This window comes from Pseudomonas sp. 05N434, assembly GCF_056396965.1.
Genome location: NZ_JBFTMK010000937.1, coordinates 1 through 1,015, shown reverse-complemented (window position 1 = coordinate 1,015; position 1,015 = coordinate 1). Strand labels below are relative to the sequence as shown.

1 protein-coding gene is annotated in these 1,015 nt (G+C 51.3%); it reads right to left on the bottom strand.

The window, feature by feature from the left end; translation table 11 throughout:
* A partial coding sequence (locus tag AC1DLB_RS30865) for a histidine kinase dimerization/phospho-acceptor domain-containing protein (RefSeq protein ID WP_477786389.1) occupies window positions 1–1,015 on the bottom strand: 1,015 nt, incomplete at both ends.

Sequence of the window (1,015 nt, the reverse complement as noted above, 5' to 3'; positions counted from 1 at the left end):
GTGCGGTACATCCGGTGATACCTGAGCCTCAATGATGATTGGTTTGCCCTGAGTGTTTTGCCGGATCATTTCAATACTGGATGAAACCAATGCTCTCACTTCGAATACACGAGGCCTCAATTCAAGTTTGCCCGCTTCGATCTTTGCCAGGTCGAGAATGTTGTCGATAAGCGACAGCAGGGTTCGTCCGCTGGTATGAATCGTATTGACCAGAGCGCTTTGCTCGGGATTCAGGGYGGAGCCGGCCAGTAACTCGGTCGCACCGATGACACCGTACATGGGGGTGCGGATTTCATGACTCATGGTGGCTAAAAAACGGGTCTTGGAACGATCCGCGTCTTCGGCGGCATCTTTTGCCTGACTCAATACCTGTTCGTTTATTTGCAGTTGCTGAAGATGAGCACGCATGCGCAATAAGTCGATCACGAACAAAAGACTGAAGGCGAGAAATACCAGAATGGCAAGGATGATATGGTGCAGAGAGTCCTGATTAAGTTGTTGGTTGTAGTTCGCCAACGTCATCTCCGCACCTGCCACATAAACCGTCCCGTCCTGGGATTTCATTGGGACGAAGACGGCGCGAAAGTCTCCCCAGTGATCCGAGTAATCGATCCAGGTGGGCTCGGTGCGCTCAAAACTGTCGAGCAGGGCCTGACTGGCATCTGGATAAGGATCGAAAAAGCGTACGTAATTCTGCTCTTGAATCTCTTTTTTCGAGGCGCTGGAGCTGATCAGATAGGCTTCCCCATCGCGTTTGACCACGCTGTAGACAAACGCGGTGCCCATGGACTCGTTGAATCTGGAAAGCCGCTGAATGGTATCCCAGTCTTGCGCTTCCGTTTTCGACTGTTTGTCGATCAGATTGTCATGGTAGCGGTCGCCGAGAATGGCTGACGCGCCCAGCGCGGCATGCAGCAGCTTGTTATTAATGTTGTCAGTGAGAATTCCTTGAGTCTCGACGTAGAGGTAGTAGATATAGCCACTGACACCTACGATGTAGACCAAAAGTAAAGCC